Origin of the sequence: Paenibacillus sp. FSL E2-8871 (genome assembly GCF_038000345.1) — a bacterium.
Taxonomy (GTDB): domain Bacteria; phylum Bacillota; class Bacilli; order Paenibacillales; family Paenibacillaceae; genus Paenibacillus_AQ.
The window spans coordinates 5,391,122-5,405,422 of record NZ_JBBOBV010000001.1 but is presented as its reverse complement, the minus strand read 5'-3'; the positions used below and the strand labels follow the sequence as shown (position 1 = coordinate 5,405,422).

15 protein-coding genes are annotated in these 14,301 nt (G+C 45.4%); 3 read left to right on the top strand and 12 right to left on the bottom strand.

Translation table 11 applies throughout. The features are described from left to right. Positions 1-42 precede the first annotated feature (42 nt). Both NYE25_RS24430 and NYE25_RS24425 read right to left on the bottom strand, forming a co-directional pair. A complete protein-coding gene (locus NYE25_RS24430) occupies positions 43-813 on the bottom strand; it encodes a sirohydrochlorin chelatase (protein ID WP_341147032.1) in 771 nt (256 codons plus the stop codon). Between the two features lie 3 nt (positions 814-816). Beyond that, positions 817-1,107 (bottom strand): YerC/YecD family TrpR-related protein, encoded by a 291-nt coding sequence (locus NYE25_RS24425; protein ID WP_019913624.1) that lies wholly within the window; start codon positions 1,105-1,107, stop codon positions 817-819. Between the two features lie 430 nt (positions 1,108-1,537). On the opposite strand from NYE25_RS24425, the gene NYE25_RS24420 reads away from it, so the two are divergent. After that, the gene (locus NYE25_RS24420; protein ID WP_076300204.1) at positions 1,538-2,107 is read left to right on the top strand and encodes a hypothetical protein; all 570 of its coding nucleotides are present in this window, start codon (positions 1,538-1,540) and stop codon (positions 2,105-2,107) included. A 16-nt stretch (positions 2,108-2,123) separates the two neighbouring features. Here the strand turns inward: NYE25_RS24420 and corA are convergent, their stop codons facing one another. From corA to NYE25_RS24380, 8 genes are all read right to left on the bottom strand, one after another. Then, entirely contained in the window at positions 2,124-3,083 is a 960-nt protein-coding gene (corA, locus tag NYE25_RS24415) for a magnesium/cobalt transporter CorA (RefSeq protein WP_042184779.1), read from the bottom strand. A 689-nt stretch (positions 3,084-3,772) separates the two neighbouring features. After that, entirely contained in the window at positions 3,773-4,072 is a 300-nt protein-coding gene (locus tag NYE25_RS24410; RefSeq protein WP_341147031.1) for a hypothetical protein, read from the bottom strand. A 65-nt stretch (positions 4,073-4,137) separates the two neighbouring features. After that, the gene (locus NYE25_RS24405; RefSeq protein ID WP_042184776.1) at positions 4,138-5,130 is read right to left on the bottom strand and encodes an inorganic phosphate transporter; all 993 of its coding nucleotides are present in this window, start codon (positions 5,128-5,130) and stop codon (positions 4,138-4,140) included. A gap of 13 nt (positions 5,131-5,143) precedes the next feature. Continuing rightward, positions 5,144-5,761 (bottom strand): DUF47 domain-containing protein, encoded by a 618-nt coding sequence (locus NYE25_RS24400; protein ID WP_042184774.1) that lies wholly within the window; start codon positions 5,759-5,761, stop codon positions 5,144-5,146. A 202-nt stretch (positions 5,762-5,963) separates the two neighbouring features. Further along, positions 5,964-7,061 carry a DUF3048 domain-containing protein gene (locus tag NYE25_RS24395; RefSeq protein ID WP_341147030.1) on the bottom strand — a complete coding sequence of 366 codons (1,098 nt, stop codon included), beginning with the start codon at positions 7,059-7,061 and terminating at the stop codon, positions 5,964-5,966. 243 nt (positions 7,062-7,304) lie between these two features. Then, complete coding sequence (locus NYE25_RS24390) at positions 7,305-8,081, bottom strand: DODA-type extradiol aromatic ring-opening family dioxygenase (protein WP_042184770.1); 777 nt, start codon at positions 8,079-8,081, stop codon at positions 7,305-7,307. An 85-nt stretch (positions 8,082-8,166) separates the two neighbouring features. Beyond that, on the bottom strand, positions 8,167-8,997 hold the full coding sequence (locus tag NYE25_RS24385) for an alpha/beta hydrolase family protein (protein WP_042124053.1): 831 nt from the start codon (positions 8,995-8,997) through the stop codon (positions 8,167-8,169). A 234-nt stretch (positions 8,998-9,231) separates the two neighbouring features. Beyond that, positions 9,232-9,435, bottom strand: coding sequence for a hypothetical protein (locus tag NYE25_RS24380; RefSeq protein ID WP_149647568.1), 204 nt, complete (start codon positions 9,433-9,435; stop codon positions 9,232-9,234). Positions 9,436-9,618: 183 nt separating this feature from the next. Between NYE25_RS24380 and NYE25_RS24375 the strand changes: the two genes are divergently transcribed. Both NYE25_RS24375 and NYE25_RS24370 read left to right on the top strand, forming a co-directional pair. Next, positions 9,619-10,281 (top strand): DUF1129 family protein, encoded by a 663-nt coding sequence (locus NYE25_RS24375; RefSeq protein ID WP_341147029.1) that lies wholly within the window; start codon positions 9,619-9,621, stop codon positions 10,279-10,281. Positions 10,282-10,328: 47 nt separating this feature from the next. Continuing rightward, a complete protein-coding gene (locus tag NYE25_RS24370; protein ID WP_341147028.1) occupies positions 10,329-11,270 on the top strand; it encodes a hypothetical protein in 942 nt (313 codons plus the stop codon). Positions 11,271-11,356: 86 nt separating this feature from the next. Here NYE25_RS24370 and ilvA read toward each other — a convergent pair whose 3' ends face one another. Together ilvA and NYE25_RS24360 are read right to left on the bottom strand one after the other, a co-directional pair. Continuing rightward, positions 11,357-12,619 (bottom strand): threonine ammonia-lyase IlvA, encoded by a 1,263-nt coding sequence (gene ilvA / locus NYE25_RS24365; protein WP_042184762.1) that lies wholly within the window; start codon positions 12,617-12,619, stop codon positions 11,357-11,359. A gap of 294 nt (positions 12,620-12,913) precedes the next feature. Continuing rightward, the gene (locus NYE25_RS24360; protein ID WP_341147027.1) at positions 12,914-14,209 is read right to left on the bottom strand and encodes an SEC-C metal-binding domain-containing protein; all 1,296 of its coding nucleotides are present in this window, start codon (positions 14,207-14,209) and stop codon (positions 12,914-12,916) included. Positions 14,210-14,301 lie beyond the last annotated feature (92 nt).

Sequence of the window (14,301 nt, the reverse complement as noted above, 5' to 3'; positions counted from 1 at the left end):
TGGGCACTTTTTTATGATTAAGTGTGTTCAAGGGTAGGTGCTTTATCGTTTCATTCGAATCTGTTCGAGGAGTATCTCTACCTGTCTCTCAATCCAATGCGGAAGAAGGGGATGGGGCAGAAGCGTTTGACCAGAATACTTATAGGTTAACCCTTTAAGTCTGTTCGGAATCACATGCTTAGTAAAATAGCCTTCACTCAAAAAAAGCGGCGCCACCAGTACCTCGTGACCCTGCTCCTGCCAATACTCTACCTTGCTTCTTATACTATCCGGACTCAGCAGACCATAGTCGGCCGCCGCTACGCCACTTACCTCACTTACACGTCCCGCCAGCGAAGATATACCTTTCTGCCAGCGCTGCCGGAAGCCATCATATACACTGCCATGACCCACAAGCAAAATCGTCTCTCGCTTCGGTTCCGTAGACAGCTCACGTAGCTTGTCCCAGATCATTACAGCGATGTCCGGATCATCGTCGATAGGATAACCGTAGTGAACTTTAGCCTTCACTGAGAACAGCGCTAAATCCGTCTCACGTTCAGGCTCAGGTTTGGCGCCAAGTGCATATTCTATCTCATCGACATGTGTGCTTCCTGAGGAAACGAACAATGGGATCACAATAATATCTGTGATCCCTGCGTGTTCCAGCTCATTTATTCCATCTTGAATCAGACGGCCCTCTACCAGCTCTAAAAAAGAGACCACAACAGGAATCTCTTCACCTAGCGATAATCCGCTTACGGCTTCCTCTACGATTGACACCCAAGCCTTATCGCGAGAGCCATGACTGATAATAAGTACGCCCGGTACCATAAATTAGCGTCCCAAACGTTCCAGCGTTAATTTATATCCGTCATTGCCGTAGTTCAGGCAACGTTTTACACGGGAAATCGTAGCTGTGCTTGCACCTGTCTCTGCTTCGATCTGGTTGTAGGTGGAGCCTTTGCCAAGCATACGCGCTACTTCCAGTCGCTGCGACAGCGATTGAATCTCGTTCACAGTGCACAGATCATCAAAGAACACGTAACATTCTTCCATATTTTTTAACGTTAAAATAGCTTCAAATAATTGGTCGATACTTTTATCATTTAACTTCTTAAGTTGCATCAGCTTTTCATCCCCTAAAAGTTCTATCAGCATTAGTTTCTCTAATTAAGCTCCGTACAAAACTAGCTCCGGAAACATAAACCTCATGCGACTATCCTGCCTTTACTATATTGCACTGGAGCGCATTTTTCAAGCATTAACGATTTCACGCTGTAAAGAGTGAAATCGATGGACAAACGTCCACCCATGGCGCACACTCAATATGTACCAAACTACGTTTGTTTCTTCCTACATAAGAAATAGCACCTACACTATAGTACTACATAAGCGCCGAAAATCAAGCATGTACACGCTTTTTTCACTTCTTAAAGACGATTATAGGCATTCGCCCTTTTCCGCTCCTATCACGGGTAACCCGGGCATTCGTCTATACCGTATGTTCGCCCATGACATACAGTATAGCAAACCACTAACAAAGGAATGTGATATTATGCCTGATCATTACTATAATCATTCCCGCCGGAACCAGCGTTCACTGACCGATACTTATAATGCATCTGCTTACCCCGGGCTCAGTCCATATGCGCCTTCATCCCCCCCAGGAGAGAGCGGAATCCTTCCCGCTTTAGGAGCAGAAGCTGCCACTGAAACAGCTCTAGCGCTTCCTGCTGCTGAAGCTACAACAAAGGCAAGCGGCGGGCTTGCCGGATTGCTTAGCGGCTTAGGCGGATTAGGCGGCGGGGGCGGAATCGGTGGGAATATGGAGCAAATTAAAGGTATCATCGACCGAATGGGCGGTATCGACGGGATCGTAAACTCCATGGGTAAAGTGCAGAAGGTGATGTCCGGCTTCCAGCAGATGGCTCCGATGGTTAAGCTCTTCATGGGTAGCTTCGGCAAAGGAAAAGGAGCAGCAGGCGCACTGGCAGCCGAAGAGGATGCCGCAATGTTCAGTCCGAGTCGGCGCAAAAAAAGACGCTCCACCTCTGGGCGTCGTAAATCTACTACAACCACACGCCGGCGCTCTACTCCCTCTACCGGAAAACGTCGCCGCAAATAGCGGTGACGTTTTATTTTTACTTAAACCATCCACTACGCCGGAACCATCTGAACATGCTAACACCCACCACCAGCATAAACAGCAGAACGCCAAAATACCCATACTTCCATTCGAGTTCAGGCATCACTACAAAGTTCATCCCATAAATTCCTGCGATCAGCGTCAGCGGCATGAATACGGTGGTGATTACTGTTAGTGTTTTCATGATCGAATTCATCCGGTTGGAGTTAAGAGAAATGTAGCTATCACGTAGATCCGCAGTCATTTCTCGATCTGCCTCAATCATATCCGACAGTTTTAACAAATGGTCATAGATATCGCCAAAATAAATCCGTTCCTCACCGTTGCTCTGGACATGCTGCGAATTCACGATCCGGTACATCAAATCACGCATCGGCACAATCGTCCGTCGCATCTTGAGCAGCCTTCCGCGCACATTAAACACTTGGCTCATCAAATCCTCCACCGACTCACTGCCGCCATTGCTCTCCAGATCCGCAAGCTCGTCCTCTAAACTGTAGAGGCATGGAAAATACTTATCTACCAGCTTGTCCATTACAGTATATGCAGCCGCCATCGGACCACCCGACCAGCCTTTACGACTATGTATTTCACGCTTCACCTGCTCCCAAGCTTCATTCATCTCTGTTTTTTCCTGATGATGATAGGACACGAGGTAATTCGCACTCAAAAAAAGGTCAATCTCTTCAGCATCCAGCGTCTCTTCATTCAGCGCATGCAGCACAAAAAACTGTACTTCCTCATAATGATCCAGCTTCGGCCGCTGCAGCACATGCATACAGTCCTCAATCGCCAAAGGGTGAAAATGAAAATAGTGATCCAGCAGCAATGTCTCCTCTGCCGTAGGTGTAGCAAAATCTGCCCATATCCATGCATAATCCTCCCGCCGGATATCCTGCAGAGGTATGTCTGTCAGCACCTCACCTGTATGCGTCACCGCAAGTGTACGTATCATAAATGTTCCTCCGCTTCATCTTCTTCCACGCATCTATTGTACCGCAAGAAGTGGAGTCTTCCAAAAATAACAAAAAAGAATCTCAACCGAGAAGTCGTAGCTCTGAGGTTCCATTATTCTATAGCGTCCCATTCGGGAAAGGATGGAATACTCTTTAGTAAGTTTCGTTCATCCTCTTCTCCCTCTGATCATTCGGCTCATTATGTATATAACGATGCTCCTCAGATGGCGGGGAAAGAATGGATAGAGTAAATAGGGTTGGGTTGGGTTGGGTTGTCACCGAACTTAATCAAATCATATCTAGTGATTTGTTTAATGATTAGTTAGTTTAAATTCTAACCCGCCGCCTAGATTCGACAGATGCACAAATAGCTACGCCCAGACATAAGCTCATACGCACCTTATCCAAGCTTTAACCACTCTCGGTTGTACGAGCTAGACTCTGCAAATTTAGGGCACTTATACCCTTCTTTATGCTTCTTCGACGTCATTCACCAATTCTGGGGTATTTATACCCCTCTTTATGCTTATACGATGATATCTCGCCAATTCTGGGGGATTTATACCCCTCTTTATGCTTCTTCGACGCTATTTCACCAATTCTGGGGTATTTATGCCCCTCTTTATGCTTATACGACGCTATTTCACCAATTCAGGGGCATAAATGTCCCTCTTTTCCCTCTTCGTCGCTATTTTTCCAATTCTGGGGTATTTATGCCCCTCTTTATGCTTCTTCGACGTAACTTAGCTAATTCTACGGGATTTATACCGCTCTTTCTCCTCCAATTGCCCAATTCCATCATTTCTACGGGATTTATACCGCTCTTTGCTCTCCAATCGCCGAATCCCATCATTTCTACGGGATTTATACCTCTCTTTCCCCTCCAATCGCCGAATCCCATCATTTCTACGGGACTTATACCGCTCTTTCCCCTCCAATCGCCTAATTCCGTCAATTCTACGGGATTTATACCGCTCTCGCCCCTCACCACCCAAACAACAAAAAAAGATGTCCGCAGCCAAAGGCTAACTGACATCTTTTTATTAAAGGGATTTAAAAAATGATTTTGAAAATCAGACCGGCTAATACCGCACTGATTGGAATCGTAATAAACCAGGTAACTACAATACGTCCAGCTACTCCCCATTTCACGGCAGAGAAGCGTTTTGCGGAGCCAACACCCAGGATCGCTGAAGTGATAGCATGTGTGGAGCTGACTGGCAAATGCAGCAGTGTTGCCGAGAAAATAACGGAAGCCGCGGAAATATCAGCCGCGAAGCCGTTGATCGGCTCGATTTTGAAAATCTTCGTACCCATGGTCTTGATAATCTTCCAACCACCAATGGAGGTACCGAGTGCCATAGCCGTAGCCGCAGCAACCTTAACCCATAGAGGGATTACATCCATAGTCTCTTGGCGTCCTGATGTAACGAGGGCAAAGGTAATGATCCCCATCGCCTTCTGCGCATCATTCGTACCATGAGTAAACGACTGTAATGCCGCCGTCACAACCTGCATGGAACGGAAGCCCTTATTAACCGTATGTGGACTACGCTTTGCAAAAATCCATTTCAGGACTGTCATGATGATATAACCGATAACAAATGCAATAATTGGCGAGAAGATCAAGCCCTCGACAATTTCCACAAATCCGCCCCAGTTAATATGCGACGAACCTGCACCCACATATACTGCACCAGCCAAAGCGCCGATCAGTGCATGAGAGGAGGAGGACGGAATTCCGAGCCACCAGGTGATCAAATTCCAAATAATCGCAGCAATCAGCGTGGCTATTATGATATCCAGACCATTTTCCAGCAACGTGGGGTCTGTGATACTTCCGCCAATTTTCTTAGCTACACCTGTAAACATCAAAGCTCCGACAAAGTTCATCAGTGCCGCCATAATAATAGCTGTTCGAGGTTTTAACGCACGTGTAGAGACAGAGGTAGCAATCGCGTTGGCCGTATCATGAAAACCATTAATAAAGTCAAACGCAAGCGCGAGAAATATAACAATTCCAAGAATCCATATCGATGTTTCCATATTCTAGTACCCCTTATGAGTTGCGCATGATGATCGATTCCAACATGTTGGCTACATCTTCACATTTATCTGTAGTGGTCTCGAGTCGCTCATATAATTCCTTGCGCTTAATCAGCTCAATCGGGTCCTTAACGGTTTCAAATAGAGCTTTGGTACAAATACGAAGGACTTCGTCCCCTTGATTCTCAAGGTCATTCAAACGGATCGTATATTCACGAATGGCCAGCAGCTTCTTCTGGGAAAGCAAATGAACCGCTTTTTGGATTTCATAAGCACACTGACGAAGGATTTCGGCAAATTGTACAATGTATTCATCCGGGTCAAGAAGGTTGTACATATAGAAACGTGAGGCAGATGCCTCCAAGCCATCAATGACATCATCCATGCTTGTAATCAAGTCCATAATGTCGTCACGCTCAAGTGGCGTAATGAACGTCTTGTTCAATTCCTTAATTACGGTGTGCGTGTAAGTATCACATTGGGATTCGTACTTCTTCATCTCTGCAGCGAAACTATCGACATTATTCTGGAGATCAGTGATATTCTGAGCAAAATAATCTGCAGCTTGGACAATGGTATCCGCCATATTTTCCAGCGTCTCAAAGAATATGTCCTTTTTTCTCAACTTCATTGTTTTAAACCCCTTTACATAATATTACCGTGAGTACAGAGTCACCCATATGTAAAAAGCATGAAAATGAATGACAACCCTTGTTATCTTAACATATCCGTAGAAGGTATAGAAGCTATAGAAATGAACTTTTTTACACTCTATTAACACTTACCCATAATTCCGAACACAAATCTGTATATCACTGGATATTCCGACTTTCTTAGGTTGCACTATCTGCTCCACCATATACCACATGACTGCTAAATGAAGGTGCATTAGGGACGACCAAAATATGGGTGATTCCTGGATACATTAGCTCTTCTTTACCATCCTTCACAAACCGAATCACATCACCTGGCTCACGCGACCATCTGCCCTTTGTGACCTGTCCCCGCTGAAAGAGCAGCGCTTCTCCACCAAGCTCCACGTCAACCTGAAGTCTTCCAACATCATCAAGGACTTTATGATCGGAACCCATCACCATCACATTTGCAGCTTCTACTGGCTTATTGTTATTCAGATCCAAATGTGGCTTACCATTCACGTAACGCTGATAGGTCTGGAGCTGAGTATCGTATTTATAGTCAATTTTATAGCTTTTAAGTAAGAAGTTTATGCTAAACTCAGCGGCCTGTTCTCCACCTGTCGGTATGTAATCTGGATTGTTAAAAAGATACCCTGGCACCTTCACACTTTTCTCATAACCCAGCTTCTCGGCACCTTCCCGCAGCTTCGCTGCATTACTGTAGAGATTATGAGGGGCTTTACGCGCTTTGTCCCGCCAGAAATAAGCTCCGGCACGACCGATTTCGTCCATATCTGCTTTTTTCTCTTTTTGCAAAATAGCATAAGCCGCGAGGCTCCCCCCGGCATGCACCGTCACACCACCGTAGCTCTCACCAATATCGAGCAGATAAGGGCGAATACTGCGAATCGGTCCGATTTTGACCACTCCAGTATGACTTTGAAAAATACCAATCAACCGCGTAATGCCACCTTCAGCAAGAACCTCATATAAAATATCCGCTTCACTCACCCCCGATTGTGGCCGGGCCGCTGGAGCATTATTAATCATAACAGCTAAGGGACGTGGGAGACTGTTTTCAGAAACTGGAAGACCTGTTAACCCGGAAACAAGTTCAGCAGATGGATCTGCAGTAGGCGATGGCTGGATCGTTTCAATAGGCGCGGGATCTGCTGTAGGTTGCTGTGTCGGGGCAATTACATTATTTGCACTCTCTGTTCCGCAAGCGGAGAGCAATAGGGTACTTAGTACAATGGCAGATAATAGACGGGAAGAAGAGCAGTTTACTTTCATAAGCTTGTAGTTCCTCCTAAACGTTTTATGTATCTTAACTGGTTTCTTCCATTTAATCACAGCCAGTCCCATTTGTCTTGATCCGCTTGCATCAAGTGTAATCGACTTCAGCGTCCTTATTAGGACGATATACGTTTAAGCGAGAAATATAAGGATAATGCATAGCGTGAAACTTTTACTTTCTTATATTTTAAAAAAGGGCACAGCCGATCTCCGGCTGTACCCTACGTGTATCTTATCCATTTAGTCTAGCTTCCAGCAATTGAGGCTTAATGTCCCATATTGATACGCTTGAAATATTCGCTCTGCCTTCCTGCTGCCATCCGCTGTTCCCATCGCATAAAAGAGAGGTGCGAAATGCTCTCTTCCGTAAGACGGAACCGCATCACGAACATGCGGAGCTTTTTTCTCATAAGCAAACAGTGAAGGTAAATCCCAAGATTCTAACCCCTTGGCAATCCACGCATCGAATTCAAGCGCCCACTCTTCAGGCTGATCACTTTCATTAAGCATCCGCAAATTGTGAACAAGTCCACCGCTTCCTATCAGCAGTATGCCTTCGTCACGCAGAGGGGCTAACATCCGCCCGATATTGTACTGTTCCTTCGGAGAACGTAGTGAATCGACGGATAAAGCGACTACCGGAATATCGGCTTTCGGAAACATTTTTTTCAGTATTACCCAGACTCCGTGATCGAGTCCTCGCCCCAGAACGGGCTGATGTGAAAGATTGTTACCCTTAAAGAGCTCGGAAATCCGCTTGGTTAGAGCTGGATCGCCTGGGGCTGGATAGGTCAGCGTATACATTTCTTCAGGGAATCCGTAGAAGTCGTGTTGTGTTTCGTGCTTCTCATCCATGGTGAGTAGCTGTTCTGGGCTATCCCAGTGCGCTGAGAATACTACTATACCCCGTGGTGCTTCTAGTTCTTGACCAAGCCGCTCCAGAAAACGGGTATACTCGTTATCCTCCAGTGCGAGGAGCGGAGAACCGTGCGCGATAAAAAATGACGGTAATTTCATAGGATGCCAACCTCCATAACCCAGTATATGGTGTGCATCTTTATTTTACCGCTAATTTCAAGTTATTGCGAGTAAAGTCCATCACCTATATCATCCAATTTTGCCACTCTGTCTGCACATGCTCCTGTTCGTTCATCCACTCTCTTGTCCGCTTAAGCAGCTGCTGCTGTGCTGGCCCAGAAGAAAAGGTATGATCACCTTGAAAAATGATCTCTTTATCGCATCGTCCCTCAGGACGTGTCCAGAATAATTTCTGGTAAAGGAATGCATAATCCACGGGGATGACATCGTCAGACGTACCATGAATAACCAGCACATCACCGCTGAATTTACTAGCCTCTTGGAAAGGCTGGAAGGCCGCCAAAGAATTGAAATATACCGGTGTGAACGAGTAGCCCACGTAATCCGCCGATCCATTCTTCACCGAACGATCATACGCCTCCCGCCCTACGATCTTCACAATATCATTGAAGGGGTAACCCACGGAGGCCCACAGCACAAGATTCTTCACGCGGCGATCACGAATACTTGTCAGAAGCGCAACCGCCCCACCCAGACTGTGGCCAATAAGCGTCACACGCTGTGGATCCACATCGGCAGAGCTAATTCCGTAATCGAGCACCGCTCTAGTCTGAGCGATCATCGACTCCATATCCTCCCCGCCGTAATTACCGCTGCTCTCGCCGCAGCCCGCATAGTCAAATCGAATGACCATATACCCATCTTGCGCCAGCTCACGAGCTGCTTTGACAAATATCCGATCGACTCCAATCCGGTTACCCACAAATCCATGGCAGATTACAGCTAATGGCAATCTGTCCTTGCAACGTGTGGAAGTTCCCTTCTCTTTACTCGGATAATGGATGCTCGCTGTCAATTCTTCGCCGTTATGCCGAATTACAATATTCCGTTCCATTGCCGTAACCTCCTATATTTAATCATTATTTTAATTTATTAGAATTCCGATTAACTTAGTATGAATTAATTCTTATTATAAAGATTTCGTTCATATTGTCAACAGGAACGGGACAGATCTTAGTAATTTGCAAGAACAAATTCGGAGTATAAATCGGAACGTCAAACAGCCAGTCTCCAAAATAATGAAGACTGGCTGTTTTTCAATCGCATGATGAGCTTCCAGGGCCGTCAATCAATCATAGCTGTCGTTAAACATCTCATGGGTTTCTTGACTGCCTTCCCAATCCTTAAGCGCACCCTCTGTTGCTGGTTCTTCTGTGGAATTCCACATGCTGAATCCATCAGAGCCGCCCCAATCCCCCATTGAATGATTGGGCGTAGGCTCGAAACCGTTGCCCATGACTCTTTCCTGTTCTTTCTTGTTCTCATGTTCCATAAAGCTCCCAACCTTTCCCAAAGCTATATTGATCAAGCAACAACATTATCAGTGTTCACTCTTATAAAAGGATTATGCATAGGAAAATAGAAATGCTTGTCCTTGCGCTGACCTGTCAGGCAAACGTATACTCTAGGTTAAAGACTATACCGATTAACACTACTGGAGGTTTACATCCCTATTATGAAAGTGAAAGATATGATTAAGGAAAATAACGCCCTGCGCGAGCAGATGACGCCTTTCAATCGATCCTATTTTGAAGATATGATCCTGACGATGCGCGCCAGTAGGGTAGAGGCTCTCCGTGCTGAAGAACTTTTACTGGATGCAGCCAAGCTGCTTCTGAAAGAACAAAAAAAAGGTAAAAACGCTAAACAGGTGTTTGGCGAGAATCCGGATGATTATTTTAAAGAAATCATAGACAGCGCTCCCACACGCTCAGCACGCAGCAAATGGAACTATTACTTGATGATTCCCTGCGCGGCTCTAACCTGTTTGTTCGGGATCTTTGCTATAGGTGGACTCTTCTTGCAATGGACTAACAGATCACCTGGGATGTTCGGAGAGATTAGCCTCTTCACCCTCTTCGCTGTTGGGGCAGGTTCCATTATCTTGATCGAACTTATTATGAAATGGTTAACCTCCTTGTCTGAGGGGGATGCACCTAAAGCCAAGCCCTTTGATATCAAGGGCCTTGGCGTCTATATCGGAATCGCCGTAGTTGCCGTATTCATTGGCTTGTACCTCGACCGATTGTTTCCGGTCATTACTTTATCCCCGTGGGTAAGCTTAATTGTTTCCCTGATTGGGGCAATTGGACTAAAGTTTATATTTTTTAGAAAATAAAAGTCATGCTCCACCCATATTTCATCCGATAGACAGGGGGAACTTTCATGAATAAGAAGCAATATATTCTCTATTCTGTTCTAGCAGTAACATTGGGACTAGGCGCGGTACCTATAGGAACGATTCAAGCTGAAGGCGCTGCCAGCCCTCCTGTGGGAGGCACTAAGGCAAATCCTATGACAGCAAACAATAATCATGCGGAGGCTATCTATAAAGCAGCATTGCCGCTGTTGTCTTCCTCTAACAAGTTACCCGAAGCTATTAAATATTTGAACGCCAATATGTATGCGGTAGGTTCGTATCGTGCCACGATAATGACACTGAAGCTTGAGAATTTGCACAAGGCGGCGCTTCCGGCGTGGGAGAGCAAATTCAGTACCAGCAATGTCCAGCGGAAGCTCACCGCCATCTATAAGGCTGGCGCTAGTATGAAGACCCTTGCTGATGCCACAGAAGATCTCACTCTGCGCACACTGCTGAAGAGTGCCAGCGAAAATGGATATAAACTGGAGACCGCGGAAGGCACTTTTTTCCCGGTGATCGATTATGAGGCTTACCGCAAATATAAACTTTATGTCACTGACGATATCAGCGCGTATCTATCCATTATGGCTACGGAGTCTGATCTGCCCTCCTCCAAGGATAACGGGCTTGTCATTGGTTGGACCGATGTAGCTGCGCGAGCACTATCTCAAGAGCAATTTATTCTAAATTATCCGAAATCGAACCGAATTTCAGCCGTGAAATCCTTATATTCTACCTATGTTAACAATACGTTTTACGGCCAGAATAACACGCCCCTTTTCCATTATGACAATCTTGAAATGGACTTGGAGGCGCAGAAAGCCTACTCTAGCATTCTCACCAAGAATAAAGACAACAGCCCTTTCCTGCAGAAACTAGATGGCTTCATGAAATTGATGAAGGACAAAGATTATAAATTAACAGATGAAGTCGAACAATACCGTAAGACTGAATTACCTCTCTAGTATGATATACAAAAGGCCCGTCCCCATTCATTCTGGGACGGGCCTTTCTATGTTCATTAACGAAATGATTAAAGTGATGAAAGAAATTAAATAAGGATGTTAAAGAGATTGGAATCCTTATTGATTTCTACATAATCTACACCCTTCTGCTGCATCCGTTCGATAAGTGGTTCATAAGCTTCAATGGACAATAGCTCTATGCCTACAAGCGCGGGACCATTCTCTTTATCATGCTTCTTGATGTACTCGAAACGGGTAATGTCATCCTCTGGACCGAGAATTTCGTCCAAGAACTCACGCAGGGCACCTGCCCGTTGTGGGAAGTTCACCATGAAGTAGTGCTTTAAGCCTTCGTAAATCAGTGACCGCTCTTTGATCTCCTGCATACGGTCAATATCGTTGTTACCCCCACTAATGATACAGACGACCGTCTTCCCGCGGATTTGATCACGGTACTGATCAAGTGCTGCGATAGGTAAGGATCCCGCTGGCTCAACCACTATAGCATTCTCGTTATACAGCTCCAGAATGGTGGTACAAGCCTTGCCTTCAGGTACCATCACGATGTCATCCAGATGCCGGGAACAAATATCATAAGTCAGTCCGCCAACGCGCTTTACAGCCGCTCCATCCACGAACTTGTTAATTTCTTTTAGCGTTACCACTTCTCCAAGCTTGATCGCTTCAGTCATTGAAGCAGCACCAAGCGGTTCCACACCAATCAACTTAGTAGATGGACTCACCGTCTTCACATAAGTGGCTATTCCTGCTGCCAGACCGCCGCCACCAATCGTTACAAACATAAAATCCGCAGGGTGATCCAGGTTCTCCATCACTTCCATCGCTATCGTTCCATTGCCTGCAATAATTCTCGGCTCATCAAACGGGTGGATCAACGTCATACCATGGTCTATACAAGCTTGCAGCGCTTCATCATAAGCATCATCGAAGGTATCGCCCTTCAGAATGACCTCAACAAACTCGCCACCGAACCGCCGTACTTGTTTAACCTTCTGGTTAGGTGTTGTGCTTGGCATATAGACCTTGCCCTTAATCCCAAGTGCCTTACAGGAATAGGCTACACCTTGTGCGTGATTTCCTGCACTCGCGCAGACAATACCTTTGGCTCTATCTTCTGCGGATAGACTACGAATCATATTATAAGCTCCGCGGATTTTAAAAGAACGGACAATCTGCAAATCTTCGCGCTTCAAATATACATCGCAATCATACTTGGCCGATAGTACGGCGTCACGCTGTAGTGGAGTCCGGATGATGACCTCCCGCAGTACGTGATGAGCCCGTACGATATCTTCCATTCCTACGATTCGGTCTTCCTCTTCTCTCATAACCCTCTCGCCTCACTATCATCTATTCATTCTACTTCTTGTAAACATACTCTCCCAAAGACATTTTTTCAAGCATTGTCCGCTGTATGCAATACAATTATTGATGCAAATCTTATACTTTCTTATACATGCAAAAACGCCTTCATCGTCCCTAAAAGGACGGTAAGCGTTTATGCGAGAAATATAAGGTAATTTATAACGTGAAACAAATAAATTCTTATATTTTAAAAAAAGAGACTACAGGAATCTCCCATAGCCTCTTTAAGTTCATGTCCGTCCAAGATCTAAATTCTACTAATCCTGTTGCTTCAGCATCCACTTCAGCAGATCAGGTAGGCTTGTCCACAAACGCGAGTGTACAATCACATATTCGATAGCTTCATTAGCGTCGCCCATTCCCACAAAATCCGGAAGGTTATGCGGCAATCTTTTGATCCCTAACAAATAATCCGGCACATGCTTGTTCACATTCCGCGCTACGCGGTACAACATTTTCAGTTGGGAAGTAATCCCATTCTTCTTATATTCTAAGACCATCCGGTCGTAAGCTACTGTCGCCGCTGCATCATTGCCGAACTTTTCCAGCACCTTTTCTGTCTTCTTGAGCTTGTTGGTGTAGAGATACGCAGCCGTTAAAAGGTAACGCGCACCAGTGTTATCTTCAGGATTCAGCTCTAAAATGTGCTCAAGTACTTTTTGTGCTTCTTCTGCATTTCCGCTAAACCAACAAGAGTCGGCGTAGCTTTTGCAAATTCGAATGTATGGACGAGTCTCGTGGAGGTTCCAGAAATGTCCTTTGTTCTCAGCGAAAAAGGCTTCTCCAAGCTCACGTTCACCTGCATCCATCCCTGCTTTTAGAAAAGCACGAGCATCTGCTTCATTCTCTGCTTCCTCAGCCAAAATGAGATAAGCATCCGGACTGTCCGGATAAACCTCTAATGCGGCTTCAGCTAACTGTATCCGGCGGTTGGATGAATTGGTTTGCATAGCCTTTTGTAATAGTGCTTGCTCCTGATCCTTCGGACTGCCTGAGATATTCAGCAAAAGTAATTCTTCTTCCGCACCACCCATGCCGTATTCCTCAATGTAATTGAGCATCTCTTTGACTTTTCTAGAGATGGTAGGCGTAGTAACCTCATGTTTGGTAGCAAGATCCGCTTGTGTTAGGGAGAAGCCATATTCTTCAGACAAAATAAATTCGATCGCCGCGCAGAAAGAGCCCATTTTCTTCACAGCAGGCTTAGTCTTACGGGAATAACCATTCCACAGAACTAGAGCTTCCCAAATAAGCTCTCTATCATAGCTTTCTCTCATGCTCTCAATAAGGTGCAGCGCCAATTGTTCATGTGCTGGATGCTCCCAATTCAGATCACGTGACACTTTTTTTCTGAGCGTAGCAAGAGTTAGCTTCACTTCAGGTTGTGCTACGGGTTCCTGTTTCTCAGCCACAGTCTCGCTAGCTGCCGCTTCTTCCTTGTTTACAAGTTGCATGATGGACTCTACTGCAGAAGTTTCTTTACCAAGGCAGCATTTCTTATATTTTTTCCCGCTTCCGCAAGGACACATATCATTTCTTCCAATCTTACTCAAAACGAATTCCTCCTTAAATCTGTGAGTAGCCATTCGCCATAAGCGTATCGCTAGTATGCACTATAAGTATCATCATTTCCAGGCACGAGGCA